The following is a 25,356-nucleotide window of genomic DNA, read 5'->3' on the forward strand; positions in this document are numbered from 1 at the left end:
AACGCCACCGCCGGCCCGGGGGCCTTTTAGCAACCGGCCCGTGGCCACGCCTCCGCTCGGGGCGCGGCCACGGGCCGGGGTCGGTCACTCGCCCGGGTGGGCGAGTTCGATGTCGTGGTTGTCGACACCGCTGCCGGTCACCGTGAGACCGGTGGCCACCGGCGGGTATCCGGTCGCGATGACCGTGTACTCACCACTGTCCAGGTCGGTGAAGGCGTACGCCCCGTCCGCCCCGGTGGTCGCGGTGGCGACGACGTTGCCCGCCGCGTCGACGAGCGTGACCCGCGCGTCGTTCAGCGGCCCGTCACCGGCGCGCACCGTGCCGAGCACCTGCGAACCGGAGTTGAGCTCGACCTCGACCCGGGTGACCCCGGCGCCGCCGACCTCGACGGGCAGCGCGATCGGCCGGTGCCCCGCGGCGTTCACCGCGACGGTGACCGTGCCGGGGACCAGCTCGGCGAAGGTGAACTCGCCCTGCTCGCCGGAGACTCCGGTGGCCAGCACGTCGCCGCGCACATCGGTGACGATGACCATCGCGCCGTGCACGGCCAGCTTGCTGTCCGCGTTGCGCACCACACCGCTGAGCCCGCTGGTGCCGCTCAGGAGGAGGTCGTAGGCGAGCGGCTCCGCGCCCACCACGACGGTGGACGCCTGCGGCTGGAACCCGTCGGCGGAGGCGATCAGGACGTACGACCCGGCGCCGGGGGCGTCCACGGCGTACGCACCGTCGCCCTGCGCGACCGCACGGCCCAGCTGCCGTCCCCCGAGGGAGATCAGCGTGACGGCGGCCTGCGGCACGGGCGCGCTCTCGGCGCCGCGCACGAAGCCGTGGACGGGGATGCCGCCGAGTTGGCCGGGGCCGTCCCCGGACCCGGTGACGGCCCCGGTCGCGGCACTGGCCACGGCACCGAGCCGCTGCGTGCCCTCGGGCCCGCTCCCGGCGCCGGAGGCACCCGAACCGACCGAGGCGAGCACCTGCTCGTCGGCGACCACGGCGGGAGCCGCGGCGGCCGACGCGGCCTGCACGGCGGCCGGGCCGGGGCCCTGCGCCGTGTCGCCCTCGGTGGCCTGGGCCAGGGCGCCGGAGGTGCGCAGCGGCACCTCCTTGATGAACAGCGTGATCAGGAAGGCGACGAACGCCATCGGCGCGGCGATCAGGAAGACATCGGCGATGCCGTGCCCGTACGCGCTCTCCATGACCGTGCGGAACGGCTCGGGGATCTTGTCCAGGTCGGGGATGCCGCCGCCACCGGTGCCGCCGTGGCCGAACTGCGCGGCCGCCTTGGGACCGAGGTCGGTGATGCCGTCCTTGACGTAGTCGGTGATCCGCGTGGCCATGATGGCGCCGAGCGCCGAGACGCCCATCGCGCCGCCGAGCGAGCGGAAGAACGTGACGGTGGAGCTGGCGGAGCCGAGGTCCTCGGGAGCGACCTGGTTCTGCGTGCAGAGCACCAGGTTCTGCATCATCATGCCGATGCCGAGACCCATCAGGGCCATGAAGATCGCGATGTGCCAGTACTCGGTGTCGTACCGGATGGTGCCGAGCAGTCCGAGCCCGGCCGTGACCAGCAGACCGCCGCTGACCAGCCAGGCCTTCCACTTGCCTGTCTTGGTGATGACCTGTCCCGAGACGGTCGACGAGACGAAGAGTCCGCCGATCATCGGGATGGTCATGACGCCGGACATCGTCGGGGACTCGCCCCGCGCCAGCTGGAAGTACTGGCTGAAGAAGACCGTGCCCGCGAACATCGCGACACCCACGAAGAGCGAGGCGAGCGAGGCGAGCGTGATGGTGCGGTTGCGGAAGAGGCGCAGCGGGATGATCGGCTCGCTCGCCCTGGACTCGACGAAGACGAAGATCAGCGCGAGCAGTACGGAACCGCCGACCATGGCGCCGGTCTGCCAGGACATCCAGTCGTACTTGTCACCGGCGAAGGTGACCCAGACGAGCAGCAGGCAGACGGCGGCGCTGATGAAGAAGGCGCCGGCCCAGTCGACCTTGACGTCCCGCTTCACGACGGGGAGCTTCAGGGTCTTCTGGAGGACGATGAGCGCGATGATCGCGAAGGGCACGCCGACGTAGAAGCACCAGCGCCAGCCGAGCCACGAGGTGTCGGTGATGACGCCGCCGAGCAGCGGGCCGCCGACGGTGGCGACGGCGAAGGTCGCACCGAGGTAACCGGAGTAACGCCCGCGCTCACGCGGGGAGATCATCGCGGCCATGACGATCTGCGCGAGGGCGGAGAGACCGCCGACGCCGATGCCCTGGACGACACGACAGGCGATCAGCATCCCGGCGCTCTGCGAGAGCCCGGCGACGACCGATCCGCCGACGTAGATGATCAGGGCTATCTGTACGAGCGCCTTCTTGCTGAAGAGGTCGGACAGCTTGCCCCACAGGGGGGTGGTCGCCGTCATCGCGAGCAGCGACGCGGTGACGACCCAGGTGTAGGCGGACTGGCCGCCGCCGAGGTCGCCGATGATCTCGGGCAGGGCGTTGGAGACGATCGTCGACGACAGGATCGCCACGAACATGCCGAGCAGCAGCCCGGACAGCGCTTCCATGATCTGCCGGTGCGTCATCGGAGCGTTCTCGTCGTGAGGTGCTCCGTGCTTGGCGTGGCTGCCCCGCACACCGGCTGGTGTGGTTGTTGCCATGGACTTCCTTTTCCTACGCGGGTGTACGGGTGGTCTCTGGGGTGGTCTGTGTGTCGTGGGGGGACGGGGGCAGCCGGGCCGAAGCCGCGCGGCAGTCCCCGAAGCTGTCGCGCAGGCGCGCGAGCAGCGTGCTGAGCTGAACCACTTCGTCGTCGGTCCAGTCGTGCAAGTAGTGGGTGAGCGTCCGGATGGAGAGCTCGGAGAGCTCGTCCACCTTGGCCTTGCCGTCGGGTGTGAGGCGCAGGATCCGGGAGCGCTTGTCCGCGGGGTCGGGATCCCGGTGGATCCACTCCTTCTCCGCGACGTGGGCGACGTGCCTGCTGGTCACCGACATGTCGACGGCGAGGAGTTCCGCGAGCCTGCTCATCCGCATCGCACCGTGCCGGTCGAGCAGGATGAGCACGGCGGCGGAGCCGCCGGGACAGTCGTGCGGCAGGCCCCGGCCGAGGCCGCGTTTCACGGCACCGATGGCGCTGAGCTGTCGGGCCAGCTCCTCGTACTGACGCTGCGCGGCCACGGCACCTCCTGTGTACTTGTTTGTTGCTTAGGGCAACGATAGAAGCAGTTGGTTGCCGCAGGCAAACTAAAACGGGACCAAGGTCCTAAAGAGTCGGCAAAGCTCTGGGGCCCCGTTCGTAAAGTCCCTGGCCAGAGGGGGTTGGGCCGGGGGCGCTGGATTCGCTAGGGTCCTGCTCCATGGCACACAACCCCCAGGGTCCCCAGGGCAACCCCGACCCCGCCGGCAGCACGCAGATGTTCCGCGCCTTCGTCGACGAGACGCCGCAGGGTCGTCAGCAGACGGCCGCCGCCGCTTCGAGCGGGCCGCGCATCGGTCTGATCGTCGGCATCGTTCTCGCGATCGTCGTCGTGGCGGGCGTCGCGTGGCTCGCGCTTAAGTAGGGGCTCGCCGCCCGTCCCGTGCGGGTGCTTCGTGGCCGGGCGCGCGGTTCCCCGTGCCCCTGACGGGGCGCTGCCCTACTTCCAGTCCACCGAGACGTCCTGCGTCTCCACATGCATACCGAGCGGAACGCGCCACGCGTCGACGCATACCGGCCAGGTTTTCTCCTTCTTGCTGCCCGGTCCGATCGGCGCGGGGAGCGCCACGGTCGACTCGACCGTCGCCCAGTCGACGCCGAGCGCGCCGATGATGTGCGTACCGAAGGTGACCGTGCCCGAACGCACCGGTGAGCCACCGGTGTTGTGGAAGGTGACGGTCACCTTGTCGCACCAGCGCTTGTCCGCGGCCTTGCGCTCCGGGTCGCCGACGCTCAGCTTCGCGGGTCCCGCCGGTGTCGAAGGGCTGCCCGTGCCGGGGGCCGACGGGCTGCCCGAGCCCCCTCCGGTGCCGCCAGGGCCCGGTCCACGGCCCGGCGAGGAACCGCCCGACGCCGGGCCGCCGGAAGCACTCCCGGGGCCGGACGAGGCCACTCCGGACCCCTTGCTCCCCGAACTCCCCGGACCGCCGGACGACTTCCCCTCCGCGCCGCCCGCCCCGCGGTCCGTATCCGGGTGGGCCGAGCCCTTGCCGGCGGACGCGCCGGAGCCCGCGCCCCGCTTGCCGTCCTTCGCGCCGTCGCCGCCCTCGTCGAGCGGCACCAGCTTCACGTCGCCGCTCGGCGCCACGGTCTTCCCCGGCGCCCGCTCGGGGGAGGCCCCGGCCGGTCCCGTCGCCACGTAGCCGTCCTTGCCGTCGCCGCCACAGGCGGACAGCAGGCCGCCGAGGCAGAGCACGGCGGCACCGGCACCGAGCACGTTTCGCACAGCACGTCGCATCGCGCCAGTGTGGCTGACGGTCCGTCAATTAGGAACCCCGTCAGCAACACCGGTCACGTACGCGGCAGTTGAAGCGGAAACCGCACGCGGCGAGCGCCCGGACCGGTCCGCGATCAGTCCGCGATCAGGCCCTCGCGCAGCTGCGAGAGCGTCCGCGTGAGCAGGCGCGAGACGTGCATCTGCGAGATGCCGACCTCCTCGCCGATCTGCGACTGCGTCATGTTGGCGAAGAAGCGCAGCATGATGATGCGGCGCTCGCGCGGCGGCAGCTTGGCGAGCAGCGGCTTGAGGGACTCGCGGTACTCCACGCCCTCCAGGGCCGTGTCCTCGTACCCCAGGCGGTCCGCGAGGGAGCCCTCGCCGCCGTCGTCCTCGGGGGCCGGCGAGTCGAGCGAGGAGGCGGTGTAGGCGTTGCCCACCGCGAGCCCGTCGACGACGTCCTCCTCCGACACGCCGAGCGCCGCGGCGAGTTCGGGGACGGTCGGCGAGCGGTCGAGCCGCTGGGCGAGCTCGTCGCTGGTCTTCGTCAGCGCGAGCCGCAGCTCCTGGAGACGGCGCGGGACGCGCACCGACCAACTGGTGTCCCGGAAGAAGCGCTTGATCTCGCCGACGACCGTCGGCATCGCGAACGTCGGGAACTCCACGCCGCGTTCGCAGTCGAAACGGTCGATCGCCTTGATCAGGCCGATCGTGCCGACCTGGACGATGTCCTCCATCGGTTCGTTGCGACTGCGGAAGCGGGCCGCCGCGTACCGCACGAGCGGGAGGTTGAGCTCGATGAGCGTGTCACGTACGTACACGCGCTCCGGGCTGTCCTGGTCGAGTGCGGCGAGCCGCAGGAACAGGGAGCGGGACAGGGTCCTGGTGTCGATGGCTTCCGGGGCCGTTGAGCTGTGAAGCGCGTCGGGCGCGGATTCGCTTGCGCTCTTGGTGAGCGTGAGCGTGAGCACCTTCGAGCTGCCCTGGTCTGCGGACATGCCACCCCCTTGAGGTCGCGGACGGTCGCGGCGAGCGCTCCCGTCGGAGGAACGCAGCCTCCACCTGAATACCGGAGGTGGGGCTACGGCAAACGCGGTTCCAGCAGAATGTCACATGTCGGCAACACGCTGTAGTTACTTGTCGACAAACAAGGGTGACATCCGTGCAGGAAAGAGGGGGTCTGGGGGATTTCAGCGAAGAGTGCCGTCGGAAAGATCCCCGACGGCACTCCACTCGTTACGGTTACGCCTCGATCCGATTTGCGGACCGCAGTCGCGCGAAGCTCCTGGCGAGCAGTCTCGACACATGCATCTGGGAAACGCCCAATTCGGCGCTGATCTGGGACTGCGTCAGATTGCTGTAGTAACGGAGCAGCAGGATCCGCTGTTCGCGCTCGGGCAGTTGGACGAGGAGATGGCGCACGAGGTCGCGGTGTTCGACGCCGTCGAGCGCCGGGTCCTCGTAGCCGAGCCGGTCCAGGAGCCCCGGCAGTCCGTCGCCCTCCTGGGCGGCCTCCAGCGACGTCGCGTGGTACGAGCGGCCCGCCTCGATGCAGGCGAGCACCTCGTCCTCGGTGATCCGCAGGCGCTCGGCGATCTCCGCGGTCGTCGGGGAGCGTCCGAACGCGGTGGTGAGGTCCTCGGTCGCCCCGGTCACCTGCACCCACAGCTCGTGCAGGCGGCGCGGCACGTGGACGGTGCGGACGTTGTCGCGGAAGTAGCGCTTGATCTCGCCGACGACGGTCGGCATCGCGAAGGTGGGGAACTGCACGCCCCGGTCCGGGTCGAACCGGTCGATGGCGTTGATGAGACCGATGGTGCCGACCTGGACGACGTCCTCCATCGGCTCGTTGCGGCTCCTGAAGCGCGCGGCGGCGTACCGCACGAGGGGGAGGTTGGCCTCGATGAGCGCGCCGCGCACGCGGCCGTGCTCGTGGCTGCCCGGCTCCAGCTCCTTGAGCTGGCCGAAGAGGACCTGTGTCAGGGCCCGGGTGTCGGCACCGCGGGTGCTCCCGGTGCTCGGTGGTGCCTTCACGGGTGGAGCTTCAGGCGCAGTACTGGCCGGCACGGTCAACGCCACCCCTTCTCAAACAAGCACGGTCAAGCTCGGTCGACCCTGGTCAACTCATCCATCAAAAGCGGTCATAGCATCACAAGACATGTGCACTGTGTGCAAGCACCCGATAACTACGTGTTGAGGGAGGAGTTGGGGCACAAGACGCAGAAAAGCCCCTCACCGTTCTGGTGAGGGGCTGACGCGTCGGAGGGATCAGAACTCGTAGTCCGCGATCACCCACGTGGCGAACTCGCGCCACTGCGCGACGCCCGCCTGGTGGGCCGGGTGCTCGATGTACCGCTTCAGCGCATCGGTGTCCTCGACCGCCGAGTTGATGGCGAAGTCGTACGCGATGGGGCGGTCGGTGATGTTCCAGTCGCACTCCCAGAACGTGAGCTCCGGGATCTGCTCGCCGAGGGCGCGGAAGGCCCGTACGCCCTCGACCACACGCGGCTCGTCGCGCGTGACGCCGTCGTTGAGCTTGAAGAGGACCAGATGGCGGATCACGGGCACTCCTTGGAGAGGACGGGGGCGGTACGGCGTCGGCGGCTCGGGCGGCCGCTCAGTCCTTGCCTCCGTTGGCGACCCACGTCATGAAGTCGCCGATGCTCTGAGCGGCGCTCGAGACGCCTTCGAAGCCTATCTGCACGTAGTCCGCCGCCTTGGCGGGGTCGGTGATGATCACATAGAGGATGAAGACGACCAGCACGAAGAGACCGAGCTTCTTCCACTGCACTGCCACGATCTGGCCTCCCCTTGCCTGCGCCCCGTGTGACCCCTGTGACGGCGGTGAGTCTAACCCGGAGGGCCCTCACGGGGCTTTTAAGGACCAACGGCCCGGCAGCAGAGGCCCTTTGCCCGACCTTTCCTGATGGCCCGCGGCGCAGGATGGGTGGTGAGCCCAGCGGATCTGGCAGGAATCCGCGGGCGAAGGGACTGCCCCTACTGCGGGGTCCGCGCCGTCTGCTTCCCCCCTGACGGCGGCGCTGGCTTAAGGGTCAGTCCTCGTCGGGGGAAGCGGCTTGTCCCCCCGATGCCGCTTCCCCCGTCCAAGCGGAGAACGAGCCCCGGTGCCCCGTGCAGGCACCGGGGCTCCCGCATGTCCGCAGCGGTTTCCGCGCACTTCTCTTGAACACGACGAATACGGCGAACGCGACTGAACGCGGCTGAACACGACGAAGGGCCCGTCCGCATGGACGGGCCCTTCGTATCGAGAGCGGTAGCGGTGGGATTTGAACCCACGGTGAGTTTCCCCACACTCGCTTTCGAGGCGAGCTCCTTCGGCCGCTCGGACACGCTACCGAGAGGAACTCTAGCCCAAGGTGGGCCGTGGTCAGAAATCCGTTTGGCCGAGCGCTTCGGGAGAGCCCCTGCGGCCCTCCCTGAAGAAGCGCTTCAAAAGCTCCGAAGCCTCTTCCTCCAGGACGCCGTGGACGACCTCGGGGCGGTGGTTGAGCCTTCTGTCGCGTACGACGTCCCAGAGCGAGCCCGCCGCGCCCGCCTTGTCGTCCCTGGCCCCGTAGACGACCCGGTCGACCCGGGACTGCACGAGCGCGCCCGCGCACATCGTGCAGGGCTCCAGGGTCACCACGAGCGTGCAGCCGGTCAGCCGCCACTCACCGAGCTCGGCGGCGGCCCTGCGCAGCGCGAGCACCTCCGCGTGCGCGGTCGGGTCGCCGGTCGCCTCGCGTTCGTTGTGCCCCGTGGCGAGCACCGTCGTGCCGTCCGGGGACAGCACGACGGCACCGACCGGGACGTCGCCGCCCCGGACCGCGAGCGCGGCCTCGGCCAGGGCGCGCCGCATGGGCGCGCGCCACGGGTCGCGTACGGGATCGGTCGTCCGAGGTCGGTCGGTCACACCGGGAACCTACGGCAAGCCGGGCTAGCGGACGGTCTCGAGCACCTCCGCGGCGCCGAGGATCTCGGCGATCTCGTTGAGCGCGTCACCGCTCTCCAGGCCGATGAGGTCCTTCTCCGGCACACCGAGGTCCGCGAGGATCTCCGTGTCGCCGAGCGGACCCGCGGGCACCGCGTCACCGGTGCCGGCGTCCGCGTCCGGATCGTCGGCGGGGCCGGCGTCCGCCGGTTCCCCGTCCTCCGTGCCGTCGAGGTCGAGGGCGTCCAGGTCGGCGGCCGGGTCGTCGGCCCCCGGGTCCCTGCCGAGCATCTCGTCGGTGAGCAGGATCTCCCCGTACGAGCTGCGGGCGGCCGCGGCGGCGTCCGATACGTAGATGCGAGGGTCTTCCTCGCCGTCCACGCGGACGACGCCGAACCACGCGTCTTCCTGTTCGATGAAGACGAGCACTGTGTCGTCGTCGTAGTCAGCCGTGGCTTCTCGGGCCAGGTCGGCCAGATCCGCCAGGGTCTCCACATCGTCGAGCTCCGTGTCGCTCGCTTCCCACCCGTCTTCGGTGCGCGCGAGCAGTGCGGCGAAGTACACCGTGACTCTCCCACTGGTCATAGGCAGTGCCGGTTGGCGGTTTCGGGCTCCCCCCGGCGAGGTCGGGGAGCGGGGAGTTGCTGTGCCAAGCCCCGCCCATTCGGAATCGTGGCAGAAACAGCGCCGTCAGGAGAGGTCTTCCGCCCGCTGTGTCCGCGTCGCGTTTTTCCCGGGGCCCCGCGGACGCTTCCCGGGACCCGTCGGAGAGGGGTCCGGCTACCAGCGGAACGTGCGCATACGCATCGCCCGACGCGCCCGTGCCGCCCGGGCGCGCCGCGGCTTCACGCGCTCGCGCAGCTCGATGGCCTCGGTGCGCTCGCGCAGGAACTGGGCCCGGCGCCTGCGGCGCTCGGCATCGGTCTCGTCTTCCCGCTCGCGCTCGGCCATGGGCCAACACCACCTCAGTCCGTACGTCCCCACCTTCCCCCCACCGGACGGGTTGATGCCAGCGCGGGGCAAGGGTGCGGGGCCCGGTTACTGTTGATGTCATGCGGATCCACGTCGTCGACCACCCGCTGGTGGCGCACAAACTCACCACGCTGCGCGACAAGCGCACCGACTCCCCGACCTTCCGGCGCCTCGCCGACGAGCTGGTCACCCTGCTCGCGTACGAGGCCACCAGGGACGTGCGCACCGAGCAGGTCGACATCGAGACCCCCGTGACGGGCACGACCGGCGTGAAGCTGTCGTACCCCCGCCCGCTGGTCGTGCCGATCCTGCGGGCCGGGCTCGGCATGCTCGACGGCATGGTGCGCCTGCTCCCGACCGCCGAGGTCGGCTTCCTGGGCATGATCCGCAACGAGGAGACCCTGGAGGCCTCCACGTACGCGACGCGCATGCCCGAGGACCTCTCCGGGCGCCAGGTGTACGTCCTGGACCCGATGCTCGCCACGGGCGGCACGCTCGTCGCGGCCATCAAGGAACTCATCAAGCGCGGCGCCGACGACGTGACCGCCGTGGTGCTGCTCGCCGCCCCCGAGGGCGTCGAGATCATGGAGCGCGAGCTCGCGGGCACCCCGGTGACCGTCGTGACGGCCTCGGTCGACGAGCGGCTCAACGAGCAGGGTTACATCGTGCCCGGACTCGGTGACGCGGGTGACCGGATGTACGGGACCGCGGAGTAGTCACCGCGGAGCGGCCACCGCGGAGCAGTCACCGCTCCCGGCGGTTCAGCAGTTCTTCTTGTCTGACTTCGTGGACGTCGGCTCGGGCTTGGCGAGTTTCGCCAGGGCCTTGTCGGCGTCCTCTTTCTTTGCCAGGTCCTTGAACTTCGCACCGAGGATCAGGTCGACCTCGCCGCCCTTGCGGTCGTCGGTCCTCGGCTCGGCCTCGGCGAGCTGGGTGCCGAGGACCGGGATCGCGGTGCCGGTCGCCGACCGGGCGCCGAGCAGTATCCCGGTGCCCTTGACCTTCTTGTCGAACGCCTTGGTGGCGTTGCCGACCTTGCCGATGGCGAAGCCGCGCTTCTTCAGCTCGTCCGCGGTGTCCTTGGCGAGTCCGCCGCGGGGCGTCGCGTTGAAGACGTTCACCGTGATCTGGCCCGGCTTGGGCAGCGGTTTCGGCTTCTCCTGGGACGACCGGGCCGCGGCGGCCTGGCCGGGTTCGCAGTCCCCGGCCGCAGGGCCCGCGGCGGACGCCTTGTCGCCGCCCGTGAAGACCTGGATGAGTTGCAGCGTGCCCCAGCCGATCAGACCCAGTGCCGCGGCGGACGCGATGACCGCGAGCACGATCCTGCGGCGCCCGCTGGGCCGGCGCATGCGTGGGTATTTGTCCCCCGTGATGCGGTACTTGCCGCCCATGCCGGGGGGAGTGAGCATGCTCATGGGCGCAGCGTAGTGCCGTGCGGCGGCGATGCCTACTAAATGATCATTGCCCCGCGCCGACTCCAACCCGAAAGGGCCAATGCGGACTTGAGGCCGGCCCCGCGGGCGGGGCGGGTGCCTCAGCCCAGTTCGAGCACGCGCGCGTGCAGCACCTGGCGCTGCTGGAGCGCGGCGCGGACCGCGCGGTGCAGCCCGTCCTCCAGGTAGAGGTCGCCCTGCCACTTCACGACGTGTGCGAAGAGGTCGCCGTAGAAGGTGGAGTCCTCGGCGAGGAGGGTCTCCAGATCCAGCTGGCCCTTGGTGGTGACGAGCTGATCGAGGCGGACCGGGCGCGGCGCGACGTCCGCCCACTGCCGGGTGCTTTCCCGGCCGTGGTCGGGGTACGGCCGGCCGTTTCCGATGCGCTTGAAGATCACACGGAAAGCCTACCGGGCAAGGCTCTCCGGGCGCAGCCATGGCGACGGAGTGCGACTCTGGGAAATGACGCCAGAAATCGGGGCAAACCGGGAACACTCAAGCCGGGAACAGGGGCCGAAGTGAGCGACAGCCAGCCGATGCCGTCCACGTCCGACGGCGGAAATCGCCCGAACGAGTCCGACGCGGGTGCGGGGGTGACGGGCGGAGGCGCCGGTTCCGTGGGATCGGTGGGAGTGGTGGGGTCTGCGGGCGCTTCGGGGTCTGGAGCGGGTGGAGGTGGGCGGGGGAGATTTGTGCCGCCTGTGGCTGAGGGGGCTTCTGCGGGTTCGGATACGGGTACCGGTACGGGGACGGCTGCGGGTTCTTCGGAGGGTGGCTCGGAAGGGGCCGCCGCCGGGACCGGTGTCGCGCCCGAGGCCGTTTCCGGGGGCGCCGCGCTGCCCCAGGAGGCCGTGGAGATCGCCGCCGGGTACGCCTTCACCGGGCCCGCCCTCGATCTGGGCGCGCTGCTCTGGGACGGCCAGTGCCTCGCCGACGCGCAGATCCGCATCCCGCTGCCCATGCTCAACCGGCACGGGCTCGTCGCGGGGGCCACCGGCACCGGCAAGACCAAGACCCTTCAGCTCGTCGCCGAGCAGCTGGCCGCGCAGGGCGTCCCCGTCTTCCTCGCCGACATCAAGGGCGACGTCTCCGGCATCTCCGCCCCCGGCGAGGCGGGCGCCAAGGTCGCCGAGCGCGCGGCGGACGTGGGGCAGCGGTGGGAGGCCACCGGGTTCCCCTGCGAGTTCTACGCGCTGGGCGGCATCGGCACCGGGATCCCCGTACGCGCCACGATCACCAGCTTCGGGCCCGTACTCCTGTCGAAGGTGCTCCAGCTCAACCAGACCCAGGAGCAGTCGCTCGGGCTGATCTTCCACTACGCCGACCAGAAGGGCCTCGAACTGGTCGACCTGAAGGATCTGCGGGCGGTCGTCACCTTCCTGACCTCCGACGAGGGCAAGTCGGAGCTCAAGGGCATCGGCGGGCTGTCGACGGTGACGGCCGGGGTGATCCTGCGGGCGCTCACCGCGTTCGAGGCGCAGGGCATGGCGGACTTCTTCGGGGAGCCCGAGTTCGACACGAGCGAGTTCCTGCGGACCGCGCAGGACGGGCGCGGCCTGGTGTCCGTGCTCGAACTGCCCGCCGTGCAGGACAAACCGCAGCTCTTCTCCACGTTCCTGATGTGGCTCCTCGCCGACCTCTACAACGACCTCCCCGAGGTGGGTGACGTCGAGAAGCCGAAGCTCGTCTTCTTCTTCGACGAGGCGCATCTGCTCTTCAACGGGGCGTCGAAGGCGTTCCTGGAGGCCATCACGCAGACCGTGCGGCTCATCCGGTCCAAGGGCGTCGGCGTCTTCTTCGTGACCCAGACACCGAAGGACGTGCCGGCGGACGTCCTCGCCCAGCTGGGCAACCGCGTGCAGCACGCGCTGCGCGCCTTCACGCCCGAGGACCAGAAGGCCCTCAAGGCCACGGTGCGGACCTTTCCCGACTCCCCGTACGACCTGGAGGAGATCCTCACCGGGATCGGCACCGGCGAGGCCGTGATCACCGTGCTGAGCGAGAAGGGCGCGCCGACACCGGTCGCCGCGACGCGGCTGCGGGCGCCCGAGTCCCTGATGGGCCCCGTGGAGCCCGGCGCGCTCGAACAGGCCGTGAAGTCGTCGCTGCTCTACTCGCGGTACGCGGAGGCGGTCGACCGGGAGTCCGCGTACGAGAAGCTCACCGCCCAGGAGGCGGAGACGCAGGCCCGCAAGCAGGCCGAGGCGGACGCGGTGGCGGCGGAGAAGGAGGCACGTGCGGCGGCGCGGGCCAAGCCGCAGGGGGACGGGTCCGTGGTGGAGCAGGTGGTGGGGAGTGGGATGTTCAAGTCGCTGCTGCGGTCCATGGGGACGCAGATCGGGCGGGAGATCTCCCGTTCGGTGTTCGGAACGGCTCGGCGCAGACGCTGAGTCTGGCGGGGGCGCCTCGGTCGGCGTCTGCGCCGGGGGGTCAGCCCTGCCTGGACTTGGACTTGGACTTGTACTCGGACCCGGACCCGGGCTCGGGGGTGGGGTCGGGGCCGGGGTTCTGGTGGGTCTCGGCCGTCTCGGTCTTCTCGGAGGGTGTCGGGGTGGGGTGGGTGTTGCGGGTCGCTTCCGCGCGCAGGAGTGCCTGCAGGGCCGCGTAGGGGTCAATGGGCATGGGGGTGTCCTTGATCTGCGCTTTTGCTTTCGCTGACGGGGAGTCGTGAGGCGCTTTCGCGGGCCTCTCTCCTGTCAGCAGCGCAGGATCACCGAGCGGGGGGCCGGGACGTGGGGGTGTGGCTGCCGGGGCGGCGCGGGTGCGGTTTCCGGGCTGAGCGGGCCGCGGTGGGGACGCGACGGCGGGGTGGGGAGCCGCGTCGCGTGGTGGGTCGGCAGACGCAGGGCGGTGACGGTGGCGTCCTGCTGGTTCTCCGGCCCGGACTCGGTGGTGAGGGTGACCGCCGGTGGGGGCGGGGCGGGGGAGGCGTGGGCGGGGGCCAGGAGGACGAGGAGGGGGAGGACGAGGATGAGCAGCGCGCGGGGCCACGGGGCGTGGCGGCGGGCGGGGGCGGACGGGGCCGTGCGGCTCATGGGGGCCATCTCCCCGCCCGGACCCCACCTCGATCACAGGACACCGAGATCGGCCCCTCATGGGCTACGGGTGATACGCCCCTACTTGACACGCCCGGTACGGATATGTGGGTGGGCGGGTGGAAATCATCCGCCGCGAAGCGGCGGTCTCGGTGCTCCTGCAGACAGGGCCCGCGCCGAGCACCTGGAGTGGTGCGGGAGATGTGGCAGGGGGATCATCAGGGCATGGATGTCACCCTTCGACTGGCGCAGCAGCCGGACGCGGACGAACTGCTGGGCCGCAGCCCACTCGCCGCCCTCGTGGGCATGCTGCTGGACCAGCAGGTCCCCATGGAGTGGGCGTTCGCGGGCCCGTACACGATCGCCCAACGGATGAACGCCGAAGACCTCGACGCACACGACATCGCCGCGTACGACCCCGACGAGTTCGCCGCGCTGCTCTCCGCCAAGCCGGCGGTCCACCGCTACCCGGGCTCGATGGCCAAACGCATCCAGCAGCTCTGCCAGTACCTGGTGGACCACTACGACGGCGACCCCGCCGCCGTATGGGAGGGCGTCCCCACCGGCAAGGAACTCCTCCAGCGCCTGAACGACCTGCCCGGCTTCGGCAAGCAGAAGGCGCAGATCTTCCTGGCCCTGCTCGGCAAGCAGCTCGGCGTACGCCCCAAGGGCTGGCGCGAGGCCGCGGGCGACTACGGCGCGGCCAAGTCGTACCGCTCGGTCGCGGACATCACGGGACCCGACTCCCTGCACAAGGTCCGCGCGCACAAGCAGGAGATGAAGGCCGCGGCGAAGGCGGAGAAGGCCGCGAAGGCCGCGAAGGCCGGTTGAGCGAGGGACGAGAGGGATGAGAGGGATGACAGGGAGGGGAAGCGGGCGGCGCCGCCCGAGAATTCGGATGCGTCGCCCCCGGCCCCCGCGCTAGCCTCGGCCCCATGTCTACGCCCCGCATCTCCTAGCCAGGACACACGCCTTCACGTCACCCGTGTGTCCATTCGCTACTGCGGAGCGTTACCTCATGATCACCGTTCGAGGCATCGACGTGCGCGTCGGAGCCCGGCTCCTGCTGTCCGACGTCAGTTTCCACATCGCCCCCGGCGACCGCATCGGCCTCGTCGGCCGTAACGGCGCGGGCAAGACCACCCTCCTGAAGATCCTCGCGGAGCTGTCCGCGCCCGCCGCCGGTGCCGTCACCCGCGCCGGCACCCTCGGCCACCTCGCCCAGGACCCCGGCGCCGCCGACCCCGCGGGCACCGTCACCGACCGCATCCTCTCCGCCCGCGGCCTGGACGAGGCGACGGCCGCGCTGCGTACGGCCGAGTCCGCCATGGCCGGGGCCGCGGGCCCCGGCGCCCAGGAGCGGGCCATGGCCGCCTACGCCCGCGCCGACGACCTCTTCCAGGCCCGCGGCGGCTATGCCGCGGAGGCGGAGGCCGCGCGGGTCGCCGCGGGGCTCGGGCTGCCCGAGCGGGCCCTCGGCCGGCCCGTCGGCGAGCTCTCCGGCGGGCAGCGGCGCCGCGTCGAGCTCGCCAGGATCCTCTTCTCGCGGCACGACACCCTGCTGCTCGACGAGCCCACCAACCACCTCGACGCCGACTCGGTGGCGTGGCTGCGCGGCTATCTGGCCACCTACCCGGGCGGCCTCGTGCTCATCAGCCACGACACCGGGCTCCTCGCCGACACCGTGAACCGGGTGTTCCACCTCGATCCGCGGCGTGCCGCCGTCGACGTGCACAACACCGGCTGGGCCGCCTACCTCGCCCAGCGCGCCGCGGACGAGCGGCGGCGCGTCCGCGAGCGCGCCAACGCCGAGCGCAAGGCCGCTTCGCTGCGCGCCCAGGCCGACAAGATGCGCTCCCACGTCGCCACCGCGACCGCCGCGAAGAACATGGACCGGCGTGCCGAGCGGATGCTCGCATCGACGGAGCCGGTGCGGCGCGGCGAGAAGGTCGCGCGGATCCGGCTGCCCGAGCCCGCCCCGTGCGGCCGGATGCCGCTCGGCGCGGTCTCGCTCACCAAGTCGTACGGCTCCCATCGCGTGCTCACCGGCGTCGACCTCGCCGTCGACCGGGGCAGCCGGCTCGTCGTCCTCGGGCTCAACGGGGCCGGCAAGACCACGCTGCTGCGGATCCTCGCCGGGCACGAACGGCCCGACGCGGGGCGGGTGGTGGCCGGGTCCGGGCTGCGGCTCGGGTACTTCGCGCAGGAGCACGACACCCTGGAGGGCGCGAAGAGCGTCCGGGAGAACCTGGCCGGTGCGGCGCCCCATCTGACCGACGGCGAGGTGCGGCGCGTGCTCGGGTCCTTCCTGTTCGGCGGGGACGACGCGGACAAGCCCGCCGCCGTCCTCTCCGGCGGCGAGAAGACCCGCCTCGCGCTGGCCGGGCTCGTCCACTCGGGCGCGAACGTGCTGCTCCTCGACGAGCCCACGAACAACCTCGACCCCGCGTCCCGGGGCGAGGTGCTCGGCGCCGTGGGGACGTACCCCGGGGCGATCGTGATGGTCACGCACGACGAGGGCGCGATCGACGCGCTGCGGCCCGACCGGGTGCTCGTCCTGCCGGACGGCGTCGAGGATCTGTGGAGTCCTGACTACCGGGGGCTGGTGGGGTTGGCCTGAGGCTGAGTCCGAGCCCCGGGTTGGGCTCGGGGCCCGCCTCGGGTGCGTCTCGGGGGCGGGGCCGCGGCGGTATGTCTGTCCTCGCTATCCCGGTGAGCCGTCGTCGTCATGCACCTCGGCTCGTGGCTCTCTGTGCTCCGGGCAGACATACCGCCGCGGCCCCTCGGGAGCGCTCGCGGCTGCGGGACGGTGGGGCGTCCGGCTGCCGTGGGCCTGCCTACTCGATCTCGATGCCTCGCTGCTTGGCCACCGTGGGCTGCTGCTCGTGCTGGCCGGGGGTCAGGTTCGTCCTGACCGAGTCGAGGATCGTCAGGCCCTGGCCGACCAGGCCCGCCGCGATCTCGCCCAGGCCGTCCGCGCCGTTGAGCACGTTCACGTTGGCGCCCGAGAGGCCCGTCGCGGCCTCCTTGACGATCTGCGGGAGCTGGTCGATCAGCATCCGGTCCAGGGCGACGCGGTCGTACGACGCGGCCGCCTCGGCCTGGATCTTCATCCGCTCCGCCTCGGCGAGGGCGAGGACGCGGATGCGTTGGGCGTCCGCCTCCGCGGGCTTCACGACCTCGGCGACCAGCTGCTGCTGGCGCAACTCGGCCGCGCGCTGGGCCAGTTCGGTCTTCGCGTCCAGGACTTCCTGCTGCGCGTGCGCCTCGGCGAGCGGGCCGGCCTGGGCCGCCTTGGCCTGGGCGCGGTCGACCTCGGCGGAGTACTCGGCCTGCACGATCGCGGTGCGCCGCGCGTACTCCGCCTGGTTCCGCGTGGCCTCCTGCTCCGCCTCGGAGGCGGCCTGGGTGGCCCGCGCCTGGGCGATCTGGGCCTGGCGCTGGATGGCGGCCTTGTGCGGGGCGGACATGGCCTCGATGTAGCCGGTGTCGCCGTCGTCGATCGACTGGATCTGCAGCGAGTCCACGTGCAGGCCGATCTTCGCCATCTCCGACTTGGAGGTGTCGAGGACCTCCGTGGCGAGCTTCTGGCGCTCGGTGACGATCTCCTCGACCGTCATCGAGCCGATGATGGACCGGAGATGGCCCGCGAAGATCCGGCCGGTCAGGATCGACATCTGGTCCTGGTCGGACAGGAAGCGCTGGCCCGCGTTGACGATGCTCTCGGTGTCGTTGCCGACCTTGAAGGCGATCACCGCGCGCACCGTCAGGGCGATGCCCTGACGGGTCACGCAGGTCTCCACGACCTCCGACTCGCACATGGCGAGCGTGAGGAAGCGGGTCTTGCGGAACACGGGGAGCACGAACTTGCCGTGGCCTGTCACCACACGGAACGGCGCGCCCCCGAGCCCGCGCCTGCCGCCCGAGATCAGCATCGCCTCGTCGGGGGCTGGAACGCGGTAACCGAACATCTTGTTCTCCTCGACTCAGGCGTCGCCGACACCGGAGTCGGTCAACGCCTCCAACGGATCGGCCCACTTGATGACGTCGACCTGGCGGGAGCCGCGGGACTCGGTCACGAGCACGGTCGCCCCGCGGGGGAGAGGAACGTCGGACCACGCGAGGAAGGTCTCCGTGCCGCCGCGCACCCGCACGAGGACCTCACCGGGTCCCGCGTCGCCGCGCGTGCCGAGCACCAGCTCCCCCGTACAGCCGATCACCGCTTCGTCCGGCCCCATCGGCGGCCGCCCCCTTGCCACTTCGGTCTCGCTGCCGACCTTATCCCTCGGCGGACTTCTCGGACCTGAGCGTCCGTGAGATCTGGTGCGCGGCCCGCATCCGGCCGTCCGCCGTGAACCGGGCGATCATCTGGATCTCCATGTCGATGAGCCGTTCCCTGCGGTCACGCACGTGAAGGGTGAGCCGCGCGGCGATCCGGTCGCCGTCCGCCAGCGCCTCCTGCACGTCGAAGCGGTACGAGCCGCCTTCGAGGTTCTTGCGCACCGGGCGCAGATGCGCGAGGAGCCGGTCCCATTCGAGGCGTACGCCGTCGGCGATCTGCACGACGTCGCGCGTGTAGTAGCGCTCCATCAGGGGCGTGAAGTCGTCGTCCACGCCGTGTCGGGTCAACTCGTCGGTGAACGTGGTGAAGAAGTCGCCGATGAACTGTTCGGGGGCGGTGGTCCTCAGTGGCGTCATGGCGGGTCCTGTTCTCGTCGCGCGGCCTGCTCGGCAGCGGGTGCGTACGATCTACGATCTCTTACAGCGGTGTAAGCTATGACGCCTCATCAACTCTGACAAGGGTGTAAGAGATGCCGGACGCACGCAGCACGACCACCGGTTCGGCCTCCCGGGCGGTACGGCCCGTGCGCCGTGCCGACGCCGAGCGCAGCCGCGCCGCGATCCTCGAAGCGGCGATCCAGCTCCTCGGTGAGCGCCGCGACATCGGCATGGCCGCGATCGGCGCGGCGGCCGGTGTCACCCGGCAGACCGTGTACGCCCACTTCGCCTCGCGGGACGCGCTCCTGTCGGCGGTGGTCGACCGGCTCACGGACCGGACCATGGCCGAGATGGACGCGGCGGCGATCGACGAGGGCCCCGCGGCGGACGCGCTGCTACGTCTCCTCGACGCGGGCTGGCGGACCTTCGCGGAACACCCCTTCCTGCTGGACCTGGGCTCGAACCCGGCGGCCCGCACGGAGGACAGGGCCCGCCACGAACCGGTCGCCGAGCGCTACGCACGCCTGATCCGGCGCGGCATGGAGTCGGGCGAGTTCGACGCGAGGCTCCCGGTGCCCTGGCTGGTGGCGACCACGGTCGCCCTGGGCCACGCGGCGGGCGAGGAGGTCACATCGGGCCGCATGCCGGTGGAACGGGCGGCGGAGGTGTTGCGGGTGAGTGTGTTGCGGGTGGTGGGGTGGGGGGTGGGTGAGGGTGCGGGCGGGGGCGCCGGTTGAGGGGGCCGCTTGTGGTCGGGCCGCTGGTCGGCCGGGCTTTCTCGGGGTCGGGCCCGCTGGCCGGCCGGGGCCTTGTTGTGGTCGGCCCGCCGGTTGACCGGGCCCTCACCTGCATCCGGGTGCCGGTTGCTCGCGCTGCCGGTTGGCTGGGTCTCCTCGGGGTTGGGCTGTCGGGTGGCCGGGCTCTCTTCGTCCGTCTCCCTCGGCGGGGCTGCCGCGCTTCCATATGCGTTCGGGCTGCCGGTCGGCCGGGGCCTTCCCCCGCATCCGGGCGTCGGCCGTTCGCGCTGCCGGTCGGCCCGGTCTCCTCGGGAGGGGGCGCGTCGAGTGGCCGGGCCCCTCAATCCGCCCACCTCGGCGGAGCCGCTGTGCTTCCATGCTCCGATGAGACGAGATCGTTCCGCAGGATCAGCCGAGGCCCACCCCGTTCTCCGGATACGGGAGCGGGACGAAGCCCGCGACATGGACGCGTGCGTGGAGCTCCTCGCCGAGGTCCATGAGGGCGACGGGTATCCCGTCAACTGGCCCGCCGATCCCGCGGATTGGCTCGCCGGCAGGGCCCCGCTCGGTGCCTGGGTGGCCGAGCTCGACGGGCGGATCGTCGGGCACGTACGGCTCTCCCGGGTCGGCGCGGACGACGTGGCGCCCGTGTTGTGGAGCGAGCGCGCGGGCGTGGCCGTGGACGCGAGCGCCGTGGTGTCCCGGCTGTTCGTCTCGCCCGGCGCCCGCGGCCACGGCATCGGCGCGCTCCTGATGGCGCGGATCGGGCGGGAGGCGCTGGGCCGCGGCCTGCACCCGGTCCTGGACGTCGTCTCGACCGACTCCCCGGCCGTCGTGCTCTACGAACGCCTCGGCTGGGAGCTCCTCGACGTCGTCGAGCGGGAGTGGGGGCCGGGCAACCGGGTCGCCCTGCGGTGCTACGCGGCGCCCTCGCCGGACGCACCCTCCGCGCGGGGCACCCTCGCCACCTCCCGCAGCGCGTCGAGCAGCCCGCTCAGCGCCGGCTGAGCCGGCGCCGCGTTCCGTACCGCCGCGTGGATCGACCTGACCGGTTCGGGCCCGGCGACCCGTCGTACGACGACGTCGGGGCGGTGGCCGCCCGCGAGCGCCAGTTCGGGGAGCAGGGTGATGCCGAGTCCGGCCGCGACGAAACCCTGTGCCGTCGCGTAGTCGCCGCTCTCCACCACGAAGTCCGGGGTGAACCCCGCGGCCGCGCACGCGTCGAGCACCGCGTCCTGGCAGGGCCCCGGCGACTCGCTGCCGACCCATGAATCGCCTGCCAGGTCGGCGAGTTCGACCACCGGCTCGGCGGTCAGCCGGTGGCCCGTCGGCAGCACCACGCGGTAGCGGTCGTCGAGCAGATGCAGGAAGCGGACGCCGTCCGCCGCGAAACCGTCGCCCGGCCTGACCACCAGCGCCAGATCGGACCTGCGCGCCTTCACGTCGAGCACCGGGTCGTCGACGTCGAAGAGCTTCAAGTCGACCAGTACGCCCGGGTGTTCGCGTCGCAGTGCCGCGAGCGCGGGGGCTACCAGGGACGCCCCTGCCGTGGCGAAGTACCGCATCGAGACGCGCCCCCTGTGCCCGGCCCGCAGTTCGGCGAGCGCCGTCTCGGCCTCGGCGACGTGCTTGCCGATGGCCGTCGCGCAGTCGCTGAGCAGCCGGCCCGCGTCCGTCGGGCGCACGCCGCGCCCGGTCCGCTCCAGGAGGGCGATGCCCGCCTCCTTCTCCAGGGCCGTCATCTGCTGGCTGACGGCCGACGGTGTGTAGCCGAGGTTCCTGGCGGCCGCGGTCACCGAGCCGCTGGTGACCACCGCCCGCAGGATCTGCATGCGCCGCATATCAAGCATGCAGCACAGCTTAATTCAGAGTGCATATCTGGTCGCTTGTCTTACATCAGCTCTTGGGGGACCGTACGGAGAAGGCGCCGACGAGGCAGGCGCCGACGCACCCCGCCGCGTACGAACACGTCCCGTACGACCGAGAGATCAGGAGGCCGACCGTGCCCAGCGGCTCCCGCGCCACCCACGTCCGCATGGCCGTCCTCGCCCTGCTCTGGGGATCCGGCTTCCTCTGGATCAAGCTCGCCCTGAGCGGCGGCATCGCGCCCCTGCACCTCACCATCGTGCGGTGCGCGCTCGGCGCCGCCGTCCTGCTCGTCCTCGCCCGCTCGGCCGGGCAGCGGATGCCGCGGGACCGCAGGACATGGGCGCACCTCCTGGTCGCCGCCTTCTTCTGCAACGCCCTGCCGTTCTTCCTCTTCAGCCTCGGCCAGCAGACGGTCGACTCGGGCGTGGCGGGCGTACTGAACGCCACGACGCCCCTGTGGTCCGTCGCCATCGGCCTGACGCTGCGCACCGAGCGCCGCCTCGGCCCGCTCCGGCTCACCGGCCTGCTGCTCGGCTTCGCGGGCACCCTGCTGATCTTCGCGCCCTGGCAGCAGTCGGGGCTGACCAGTTGGGGCGCGCTCGCCCTGCTCGCCGCCGCCGTCAGCTACGCCGTCGCCTTCGCGTACATGGCCCGCCATCTGATCGGCCGTGAGACCGCGCCGCTCGCGCTCTCCGCCGCGCAGCTGCTCACCGCGACGGGCCTGACCACGCTCGCCCTGCCCGCCGCCCCCTCGGGCACCTCGTCCCCGACCCTCACCGGCATCCTCGCGCTCCTCGTCCTCGGCACGCTCGGCACGGGCATCACCTTCCACCTCAACTCCCGCCTCATCGCCGAGGAAGGCCCCACCGCGGCCGCCACCGTCGGCTACCTCCTGCCGGTCGTCTCGGTCGCCCTCGGCGCGGTCGTGCTCGGCGAGGAGATCGGCGTGCGGATCGTGCTGGGCATGGTGGTGGTGCTGGCGGGCGTCGGGCTCACCCGGACACAAACCCGGACGCGGACCCAAACGCGGCCCCGGCTGCGTACGGGGGACGCGGGCGCGACGGCGAAGGCCCCGTCCGTGGAGCCGGACGGGGCCGTGCGCTGCTAGCCACCCGCTGCGTCGGGCCGCCCGGCCTCAGCCGAGCAGCGAACGCACCGCCGCGCGGTCGACGTTGGTCAGGGCGCGGACCAGCTTCGGGGTGAGCAGGACCAGCACCGCACCGACGAGGCCGACCGCGACGACCTGCACGGGCGAGGTGATGTAGTACTGGTGCCGCTCGCCGCCGGACGTGAAGTCGTAGAGGCGGTAGCCGGGCCAGCCCACGTAGCGGTGGAAGACCCAGGAGTACGTCGGGAAGAGCGCGACCACCCAGCCGGTGACCAGGAACGTCACCGACAGGGTGAAGCTCAGGACCCGCCACGGGAACATGACCAGCTGGAAGAGCAGCGCCTGCCAGCCCGCGCCGTCCCCGAGCCGCGCCCGCATCCCGGCCCACCGGCCATCGTCCCGCCGCGCCTCCAGCGGGGCCGGGCCGGCGACGTCGAGCCCGAGCCCCGTGCGGGCCCGACGTCGCTCGGCGGCCCCGAGCCCCCTGGCCGCGGCGAGCGCCGCGGCCAGGACGGGCAGCCCGAGCACGGTCACCAGCAGCCCGGCGCCGAGCGAGACCGCCGCCACGGCGAAGGTGAACCCGGCGATCGCGACGGGCAGCGAGACCAGCACATGGCCGATCTCCCGGTAGGTGACGGCGGCGAACGGCGCCCGCCAGAAGCCGACGCGCTCCGGCCGGGAAGGATCCGGCGACCGGAGCGGAGCGGCGGCCGACGCGGCGTACGACAGGGTGCTGGTGCTCATGGCGGACCTCGGATCTGCGGGGCGGGGAGGGGACGAGCGGTGCTGTTCACCAGGCGGGAGGTGCGCGCCTGGTGACGTCCTCAACCTTCGCGGATCCGCGGGCCACGCGGCATACGGCGACATGGTGTCTCGGGGGTGGTGCTAACCCCCCTGCGGGCCCTCGGGGTTACCGTGCGGGCCCTCGGGGTTACCGGCCGACCCGCCCCCGGTCGCCGGTCCCGCCCCGGGTATGAGCGCGGCGAAGGCGTACAGCACCTGCCGCTCGTCCCACTCCACGAACCGCTCCTCGACCCGCGCGCCGAGCGCTTCGAGCAGGCGGCGCGAGCGGGAGTTGGCCTCCTGGGTCACGGCGACGATCCCGGGCACCTCAGCGCCCTCGGGCGGTGCCATGAGGCGGCCGACGACCGCGCCGACCGCCTCGCGCGCGTAGCCATGACCCCAGTGCTCCGGGAGCAGTTGGTACGACACTTCCGTGCGGCCCTGCCGCGCACCCGGCTCGACCGAGACCAGGCCGAGCACGACGGAGTCCCGCGTCCGTACGACGCTGAGGGCGCCCGGCGCGCCCACGCAGGCCCGTTCGCGCTCGCGCACCACGTCGTCGGCCACCGGGCCGCCGAGATGGCGGCGCACGTCGGGGTCGGTCCAGAGCCGGGACACCGCGGGGACGTCCGCCCGCTCGATGGGCCGCAGGGTGAGCCGGGCGGTGGTGAACGCGCGCGGGCGGCCGGGGGAGTCGGGGCCGCCGGGGGCGCTGGCGACGCCGGTGATGCTGGTGACGCCGGAGATGCGCGTGACGCCGGGGCGGCTCATGTCAGCTCCGCCCGGGTCCGCGCCCCGATGCCGCGCAGCCACGTGGCGGCCTCGTCCGCGCCCGCCTCCACGGCGATGTCCAGGGGCGTTTTGTCGTCGTAACCGATCCAGTCGCGGTCGGCGCCCCGCGCGAGCAGGTAGCGCGCGGTGGCAGGGTGGTCGCCGTGGCAGGCGCCCCAGAAGGCGCTGGTGAGGTCGGAGCGGTCCGGGGCACCGGCCTCGGGATCACCGCCTTCGACGAGCTCCTTCACGCGATCGAGCAGACCGAGCGACGCCGCCTCGTGCAGCGTCGTCCGCGCCCCGTGCTCGATCAGCCGCCGCGCCGCCCGCCACTGACTGAAGGCGCACGCGTCGGTCAGCGGCGTGCCGTCCGCGATGACGGCGCCGCCCGCCTCGATGTCGGCACCGGCCGCGACGAGGGCGTCCAGCGCGGGCACGTCGTCGTTGCTCGCGGCCCAGTGCAGCGGTGTCTCGGCGTGGGCGCCGACGAAGCGGGCGTCGGGGTCGGCGCCCGCCGCGATCAGCGCGGCGATGGTCTCGGGGCCGTGGGGGAGGTGCCCCGGCCAGTCCGTGGCGATGTGCAGCAGGCTGCGCGTCCCCGCCGCGGCGCCGTCCTGTCCGATCGCCGATGTGGCGAGGCCGGGCCGCGCGGCGAGCAGCTCGCGCAGGGCGGCCACGTCACCCCCGCGGATCGCCTCGGTGACCGCCACGGCCACCGGATCCCGCACGTCGAGAATCGCCATGCCCGACCTCCTGATCGACTTCTGCCGATTCTGGCAGTGCCCACTGACATCGCGCGGCGGCAGGAGCCGGGGCGGGCGAGGGCGCGAGCGGCTCCGGGGCCCGGAAGCGGCTCTTCTCAAGAAGGAGGGCGAAAACCATCGCGAAGGCGACCGCCACTAGGTGTTCGCGGCCCGCGAGATTGGGTTCGGCGATCGAGCCCGTGACCGTCGGGACGACGGCGGCGAGGAAGAGCAGCGGCGCCCGCAGCGTCACCGCGGCGAAGGCGAAGAGCCCCACGATCGCGGCGGACGCCCCCGTGTCGACCGCGTGCGCGGCATCGGCGGGCAGGCCGGGCTCACCGGGACCGACGGCGACCATCACGCGCGCGCCGAGGGTGCCCGAGAGCGTGGCGGCGTAGGCCACCACCAGCGTGCGTATGCGCCCGAAGGCGAGCTCGGCCAGCGCGAACGCGAGGAACAGCCGCGGCAGCCCGCCCCAGGCCGGCAGATCCTGCGCGGGCACGAACAGCGAGACGGGCGTACGCAGCAGAGACAGCGCGAGCGGCTGGTCCGCCCGCACCTCACTGACCACACGGAGCACCGCGGCCCCGGTCTCCGTCTGCTGATAGGCGTGCAGCCCGACCACCGCGACGGTGGCGAACAGCCCCAGCGAGACCCCCAGCGGACCGCGCCCACGAAGAGCGCGGAAAGGCCCGGCGATCACCCCGCGCCACTCACGGAGCAGCACGTCGGCCAGCACCCGGCACGACCGGGACAGGAACCGGGCGGCATCGTGCGTCACCAGATGTCCATCCTCTTCGGGGTGCTGCGCAACAGGACCGGAGAACGCCGAAGGCCCCAACCGT

Annotated in this window: 30 protein-coding genes and 1 tRNA gene; 8 read left to right on the forward strand and 23 right to left on the reverse strand. The window is 71.8% G+C overall.

Features of this window, described 5'->3' with window-relative positions; all coding sequences use genetic code 11:
* Positions 1-84 precede the first annotated feature (84 nt).
* Both ACIO9J_RS27710 and ACIO9J_RS27715 read right to left on the reverse strand, forming a co-directional pair.
* A complete protein-coding gene (locus tag ACIO9J_RS27710) occupies positions 85-2,658 on the reverse strand; it encodes an MFS transporter (protein WP_402005068.1) in 2,574 nt (857 codons plus the stop codon).
* A 13-nt stretch (positions 2,659-2,671) separates the two neighbouring features.
* On the reverse strand, positions 2,672-3,175 hold the full coding sequence (locus tag ACIO9J_RS27715; protein WP_402005071.1) for a MarR family winged helix-turn-helix transcriptional regulator: 504 nt from the start codon (positions 3,173-3,175) through the stop codon (positions 2,672-2,674).
* 179 nt (positions 3,176-3,354) lie between these two features.
* Between ACIO9J_RS27715 and ACIO9J_RS27720 the strand changes: the two genes are divergently transcribed.
* Positions 3,355-3,558, forward strand: a complete 204-nt coding sequence (locus tag ACIO9J_RS27720; RefSeq protein WP_402005074.1) for a hypothetical protein — start codon at positions 3,355-3,357, stop codon at positions 3,556-3,558.
* A 75-nt stretch (positions 3,559-3,633) separates the two neighbouring features.
* Here ACIO9J_RS27720 and ACIO9J_RS27725 read toward each other — a convergent pair whose 3' ends face one another.
* The 9 genes from ACIO9J_RS27725 to ACIO9J_RS27765 form a co-directional block, all read right to left on the reverse strand.
* A complete protein-coding gene (locus tag ACIO9J_RS27725) occupies positions 3,634-4,431 on the reverse strand; it encodes a hypothetical protein (RefSeq protein ID WP_402005076.1) in 798 nt (265 codons plus the stop codon).
* Positions 4,432-4,544: 113 nt separating this feature from the next.
* Positions 4,545-5,408 (reverse strand): RNA polymerase sigma factor SigF, encoded by an 864-nt coding sequence (locus ACIO9J_RS27730; protein ID WP_402005078.1) that lies wholly within the window; start codon positions 5,406-5,408, stop codon positions 4,545-4,547.
* Between the two features lie 244 nt (positions 5,409-5,652).
* Complete coding sequence (locus ACIO9J_RS27735; RefSeq protein ID WP_402005081.1) at positions 5,653-6,489, reverse strand: RNA polymerase sigma factor SigF; 837 nt, start codon at positions 6,487-6,489, stop codon at positions 5,653-5,655.
* A gap of 189 nt (positions 6,490-6,678) precedes the next feature.
* Positions 6,679-6,972, reverse strand: a complete 294-nt coding sequence (locus tag ACIO9J_RS27740; protein WP_402005083.1) for a Dabb family protein — start codon at positions 6,970-6,972, stop codon at positions 6,679-6,681.
* 55 nt (positions 6,973-7,027) lie between these two features.
* On the reverse strand, positions 7,028-7,207 hold the full coding sequence (locus ACIO9J_RS27745; protein ID WP_402005085.1) for a hypothetical protein: 180 nt from the start codon (positions 7,205-7,207) through the stop codon (positions 7,028-7,030).
* A gap of 475 nt (positions 7,208-7,682) precedes the next feature.
* A tRNA-Ser gene (locus ACIO9J_RS27750) sits at positions 7,683-7,767 on the reverse strand.
* Between the two features lie 31 nt (positions 7,768-7,798).
* The gene (gene tadA, locus ACIO9J_RS27755) at positions 7,799-8,269 is read right to left on the reverse strand and encodes a tRNA adenosine(34) deaminase TadA (RefSeq protein WP_402005439.1); all 471 of its coding nucleotides are present in this window, start codon (positions 8,267-8,269) and stop codon (positions 7,799-7,801) included.
* Positions 8,270-8,347: 78 nt separating this feature from the next.
* On the reverse strand, positions 8,348-8,905 hold the full coding sequence (locus ACIO9J_RS27760) for a hypothetical protein (RefSeq protein WP_402005087.1): 558 nt from the start codon (positions 8,903-8,905) through the stop codon (positions 8,348-8,350).
* 216 nt (positions 8,906-9,121) lie between these two features.
* Positions 9,122-9,292 (reverse strand): hypothetical protein, encoded by a 171-nt coding sequence (locus ACIO9J_RS27765; protein ID WP_402005090.1) that lies wholly within the window; start codon positions 9,290-9,292, stop codon positions 9,122-9,124.
* 101 nt (positions 9,293-9,393) lie between these two features.
* On the opposite strand from ACIO9J_RS27765, the gene upp reads away from it, so the two are divergent.
* Positions 9,394-10,029 (forward strand): uracil phosphoribosyltransferase, encoded by a 636-nt coding sequence (upp, locus tag ACIO9J_RS27770; protein WP_402005093.1) that lies wholly within the window; start codon positions 9,394-9,396, stop codon positions 10,027-10,029.
* Between the two features lie 45 nt (positions 10,030-10,074).
* Here upp and ACIO9J_RS27775 read toward each other — a convergent pair whose 3' ends face one another.
* Positions 10,075-10,728 carry a LytR C-terminal domain-containing protein gene (locus ACIO9J_RS27775; RefSeq protein WP_402005096.1) on the reverse strand — a complete coding sequence of 218 codons (654 nt, stop codon included), beginning with the start codon at positions 10,726-10,728 and terminating at the stop codon, positions 10,075-10,077.
* 119 nt (positions 10,729-10,847) lie between these two features.
* A complete protein-coding gene (locus ACIO9J_RS27780; protein ID WP_003955420.1) occupies positions 10,848-11,144 on the reverse strand; it encodes a type II toxin-antitoxin system VapB family antitoxin in 297 nt (98 codons plus the stop codon).
* A gap of 453 nt (positions 11,145-11,597) precedes the next feature.
* On the opposite strand from ACIO9J_RS27780, the gene ACIO9J_RS27785 reads away from it, so the two are divergent.
* On the forward strand, positions 11,598-13,136 hold the full coding sequence (locus tag ACIO9J_RS27785) for a helicase HerA-like domain-containing protein (protein ID WP_402005099.1): 1,539 nt from the start codon (positions 11,598-11,600) through the stop codon (positions 13,134-13,136).
* A 40-nt stretch (positions 13,137-13,176) separates the two neighbouring features.
* On the opposite strand, the gene ACIO9J_RS27790 is transcribed toward ACIO9J_RS27785, so the two are convergent.
* Both ACIO9J_RS27790 and ACIO9J_RS27795 read right to left on the reverse strand, forming a co-directional pair.
* Entirely contained in the window at positions 13,177-13,368 is a 192-nt protein-coding gene (locus ACIO9J_RS27790) for a hypothetical protein (protein WP_402005102.1), read from the reverse strand.
* Between the two features lie 74 nt (positions 13,369-13,442).
* The gene (locus tag ACIO9J_RS27795) at positions 13,443-13,781 is read right to left on the reverse strand and encodes a hypothetical protein (protein WP_402005105.1); all 339 of its coding nucleotides are present in this window, start codon (positions 13,779-13,781) and stop codon (positions 13,443-13,445) included.
* 225 nt (positions 13,782-14,006) lie between these two features.
* Between ACIO9J_RS27795 and ACIO9J_RS27800 the strand changes: the two genes are divergently transcribed.
* Together ACIO9J_RS27800 and ACIO9J_RS27805 are read left to right on the forward strand one after the other, a co-directional pair.
* Positions 14,007-14,612: an HhH-GPD-type base excision DNA repair protein gene (locus tag ACIO9J_RS27800; RefSeq protein ID WP_402005108.1), complete on the forward strand. Its 606-nt coding sequence runs from the start codon at positions 14,007-14,009 to the stop codon at positions 14,610-14,612.
* 187 nt (positions 14,613-14,799) lie between these two features.
* Positions 14,800-16,401: an ABC-F family ATP-binding cassette domain-containing protein gene (locus tag ACIO9J_RS27805; protein WP_402005111.1), complete on the forward strand. Its 1,602-nt coding sequence runs from the start codon at positions 14,800-14,802 to the stop codon at positions 16,399-16,401.
* A 217-nt stretch (positions 16,402-16,618) separates the two neighbouring features.
* Here ACIO9J_RS27805 and ACIO9J_RS27810 read toward each other — a convergent pair whose 3' ends face one another.
* Genes ACIO9J_RS27810 through ACIO9J_RS27820 form a run of 3 tightly spaced genes read right to left on the reverse strand, consistent with a single transcriptional unit; the run spans position 16,619 to position 18,479 of the window.
* Positions 16,619-17,752, reverse strand: coding sequence for a flotillin family protein (locus ACIO9J_RS27810; RefSeq protein WP_402005114.1), 1,134 nt, complete (start codon positions 17,750-17,752; stop codon positions 16,619-16,621).
* Positions 17,753-17,767: 15 nt separating this feature from the next.
* Complete coding sequence (locus ACIO9J_RS27815; protein WP_402005117.1) at positions 17,768-18,019, reverse strand: hypothetical protein; 252 nt, start codon at positions 18,017-18,019, stop codon at positions 17,768-17,770.
* 40 nt (positions 18,020-18,059) lie between these two features.
* Complete coding sequence (locus ACIO9J_RS27820) at positions 18,060-18,479, reverse strand: nuclear transport factor 2 family protein (RefSeq protein ID WP_402005120.1); 420 nt, start codon at positions 18,477-18,479, stop codon at positions 18,060-18,062.
* Positions 18,480-18,592: 113 nt separating this feature from the next.
* Here ACIO9J_RS27820 and ACIO9J_RS27825 point away from each other — a divergent pair, with 113 nt between their 5' ends.
* Positions 18,593-19,237, forward strand: a complete 645-nt coding sequence (locus ACIO9J_RS27825) for a TetR/AcrR family transcriptional regulator (protein ID WP_402005123.1) — start codon at positions 18,593-18,595, stop codon at positions 19,235-19,237.
* Between the two features lie 384 nt (positions 19,238-19,621).
* Positions 19,622-20,245 carry a GNAT family N-acetyltransferase gene (locus ACIO9J_RS27830; RefSeq protein ID WP_402005126.1) on the forward strand — a complete coding sequence of 208 codons (624 nt, stop codon included), beginning with the start codon at positions 19,622-19,624 and terminating at the stop codon, positions 20,243-20,245.
* Here ACIO9J_RS27830 and ACIO9J_RS27835 read toward each other — a convergent pair.
* Positions 20,155-21,087 carry a LysR family transcriptional regulator gene (locus ACIO9J_RS27835; protein ID WP_402005129.1) on the reverse strand — a complete coding sequence of 311 codons (933 nt, stop codon included), beginning with the start codon at positions 21,085-21,087 and terminating at the stop codon, positions 20,155-20,157. The genes ACIO9J_RS27830 and ACIO9J_RS27835 overlap by 91 nt on opposite strands.
* Positions 21,088-21,272: 185 nt before the next feature.
* Here ACIO9J_RS27835 and ACIO9J_RS27840 point away from each other — a divergent pair, with 185 nt between their 5' ends.
* The gene (locus ACIO9J_RS27840; protein WP_402005442.1) at positions 21,273-22,214 is read left to right on the forward strand and encodes a DMT family transporter; all 942 of its coding nucleotides are present in this window, start codon (positions 21,273-21,275) and stop codon (positions 22,212-22,214) included.
* Between the two features lie 27 nt (positions 22,215-22,241).
* On the opposite strand, the gene ACIO9J_RS27845 is transcribed toward ACIO9J_RS27840, so the two are convergent.
* The 4 genes from ACIO9J_RS27845 to ACIO9J_RS27860 all read right to left on the reverse strand — a co-directional run bounded on the left by ACIO9J_RS27845 (position 22,242) and on the right by ACIO9J_RS27860 (position 25,292).
* Positions 22,242-22,958: a sensor domain-containing protein gene (locus tag ACIO9J_RS27845; RefSeq protein WP_402005132.1), complete on the reverse strand. Its 717-nt coding sequence runs from the start codon at positions 22,956-22,958 to the stop codon at positions 22,242-22,244.
* Between the two features lie 141 nt (positions 22,959-23,099).
* Positions 23,100-23,768, reverse strand: coding sequence for a GNAT family N-acetyltransferase (locus ACIO9J_RS27850; RefSeq protein ID WP_402005135.1), 669 nt, complete (start codon positions 23,766-23,768; stop codon positions 23,100-23,102).
* A complete protein-coding gene (locus ACIO9J_RS27855) occupies positions 23,765-24,511 on the reverse strand; it encodes an ankyrin repeat domain-containing protein (protein ID WP_402005138.1) in 747 nt (248 codons plus the stop codon). The genes ACIO9J_RS27850 and ACIO9J_RS27855 overlap by 4 nt, the downstream gene beginning before the upstream one ends.
* Positions 24,447-25,292, reverse strand: a complete 846-nt coding sequence (locus ACIO9J_RS27860; RefSeq protein ID WP_402005141.1) for a hypothetical protein — start codon at positions 25,290-25,292, stop codon at positions 24,447-24,449. Before ACIO9J_RS27860 ends, ACIO9J_RS27855 begins: the two co-directional genes overlap by 65 nt.
* Positions 25,293-25,356: the final 64 nt, after the last annotated feature.

The sequence above is a fragment of the Streptomyces sp. NPDC087300 genome, from assembly GCF_044744425.1.
GTDB lineage: Bacteria > Actinomycetota > Actinomycetes > Streptomycetales > Streptomycetaceae > Streptomyces.